The sequence below is a fragment of the Methanomicrobiales archaeon genome, from assembly GCA_030019205.1.
GTDB lineage: Archaea > Halobacteriota > Methanomicrobia > Methanomicrobiales > JACTUA01 > JASEFH01.
This window is the reverse complement of sequence record JASEFH010000059.1, coordinates 1-2,367: the sequence shown is the minus strand read 5'-3', so window position 1 is coordinate 2,367 and position 2,367 is coordinate 1. Positions and strand designations below refer to the sequence as shown.

Here is a 2,367-nt window from a genome sequence, read left to right as displayed (position 1 = left end):
TGGAACATCTGCACCCTCCTGCTCAAGGGATACCGGGAGAAGGACCGGCAGAAGGGAGCGGCAGGCACTGGCTGTCCGTGAACCTTTTCAGGAGGGCCGCAGGAGTGCCGACCATGGCAATCTCCCCCGAAATTACCGGGACCGGGTAGCCGGAAGAGGAGATAAGATGCATCCTCCCTTTCCGGTTCATAGATATTCGTGAAAATGAGACATTTTTAGTTGCCCCCTATACGAGTGCAAGACGTCTAGAAGACGCATCGAACCTGACTACCCCCTTACCAGAGGATCTCACTCACCGGTGCACAAAGTGCGTAACACTCCGGCCTACAGCAACCGGATGCAAATTTGATCCGGAGCACGGGATACAGAACCTGAAGATAGGAGTTCTTGGCACCTTCCCCGATGGGCAGACGGATACTCTCGCGATGCAAAAAGGGATTAACCGAGTTCTATCAGCTGACCTAATTCCGGAACCGCCGGGATCAGCTCGGAGAAACTCTGAGTACTCCCGTCTCCCCTCCATACTCCCCGAATCCAGTAGGCCGGTCGGAGGTACGTCTGCTTTGTAATGGGGCTGGGATCCGTGAAGTACACGATGTCGATGTTATTCACGTAACCGATTGCATCCGGTGGTATCATAGCCATGCCGAGCCGAAGATAATCGTCCGTCTGGAACTTTTCCAGCGCTTCTTCGGGCGTGATCATCGGATACTCTCTGTACGGTACATAGGTTCCCCAGTACTTCTCCAGACGTATGATATCGCCTCCACCAGCAACAGTGACTGTTATCCCGTCACCGGTCAGAGTGAAACCGTTCAGTGGCTTCCGAACAAAATGGACCTGCCAATCCTGATAGACGATGGTATCTACGGACCCATCCGTTGATATCGCCCTTCTGGTGCCCCCATGCGAGATAGAAGCAAACTCGGCATCGTCGGGAAACAGTCCATAAGCTAACAGGTACTCCTTTGCGATCTGGACCGCTTTATCCGGGCTCGGAAGATTTTCCGGCCTATCGCGAGGATCGGATTTGCTCAACCGGGAGAAGTCTGCATATATCATTCTTCCATTGAGCCATTCGATCAGGAGCTCGCGATCTCCATCGATGAAGGTGATCGCAATATCTCCTTCCAACATTCCCGTGTTTGAAAACCCGAGCTGTTTTCCAAGAGAGAGAGCCTCTTCTCTCGATATCTCATTCTCTATCCTGTAGACCATGATTGTGCCTGGACTCTCAGGTAAACTTGTGTTCAGCACAACGAATCGCCCTGTGCTCAAACTCTGGCTCTGAACAGGAGCAGTTTTCAAAGAGTTGTTGTCCATCGGGATAGCCTGTTCCGGCACAGAGCCGTTCGTGGATATTAGAATGTAGTATCCAAAGATCAACGTTGCTCCAATAATGGCATATATCAATATATTTATGGAAACCTTTGCTCTCACTTTTACACCTCTTTTCAGATCAACCTGTTTTCATACTGAAAATATCTTGTAAGCGCTGGCGGCTGGCATTGAGATCCATACCCGTACAGATAATCGTCGAGGCATTCAAGAGTCCGCATATCCCCATCGACGTCTGCAGCAAGTATCGCGACCGAATATTGATCTTCAAAAGGAATTGTCAGATCTGCTGCATAGAACCATGCCTCTTTAATTGTCTTCTTCGAGTAGCCATGTGAGCCAACCATGTTCCAGACGAATATCTTGCCTCTGTCTGCAGATCCACAACCTTCAGTATCGAAGCCCAGTATGGAGTGCAGACCACTGAATGGAGGACTCCCATCCAGTACCCGAAAGTGGTCTCGTTGAGGATCTTGCAGGCATCGAGAGCCACCCAATCCAATTGGGTGTTGCCCCACTTCGCGTCGAGATACTGGCATGTATAGTCGTCATTCATGGTCCCAAACTCCAAGCCCACTTCACTCCCATGTCCGGAGAAGTACGCGAAGTGTGCGCTGTCGACCCATTCACTGTCGATGCCACCCATGACGGAGGGATCCTTCCAGTGCTTCTCCCAGGCTGAGTCATTACCCATCAGCGGGAATTTCGGATTCCAGTTAGGCAACCAGTACATCTCGTCGTAAAATCCCTGTGCATCGAGGCCGGATAAATAGAGATTGGCCGCATGGCCGTGATAATCCATCACGTACTCTGCACAGTAATAGTAGCCGCTGGCCGTTCCCGCCATCATCATCACTGCCAATACGAATAGCAATGAAGAAATGATCAAAGGTTTTTTCACGATCTCACTCCCCTTGCTGGCGATGATCCGAAAGCATGAGGGAAGCTTTTTATGAATGCTCAAGCCATCACTACATGCCTACGGGCAGCAGCGGGGTTCTCCTATCCGGCTAAGATACTGTGAACCCC

2 protein-coding genes are annotated in these 2,367 nt (G+C 50.8%); both read right to left on the bottom strand.

Annotation, left to right across the window (positions count from 1 at the left end; all coding sequences use genetic code 11):
* Positions 1–438: 438 nt before the first annotated feature.
* Complete coding sequence (locus QMC96_13260) at positions 439–1,440, bottom strand: hypothetical protein (GenBank protein ID MDI6877723.1); 1,002 nt, start codon at positions 1,438–1,440, stop codon at positions 439–441.
* A 178-nt stretch (positions 1,441–1,618) separates the two neighbouring features.
* Positions 1,619–2,239 carry a DUF6345 domain-containing protein gene (locus QMC96_13255; protein MDI6877722.1) on the bottom strand — a complete coding sequence of 207 codons (621 nt, stop codon included), beginning with the start codon at positions 2,237–2,239 and terminating at the stop codon, positions 1,619–1,621.
* Between the last annotated feature and the right edge of the window lie 128 nt (positions 2,240–2,367).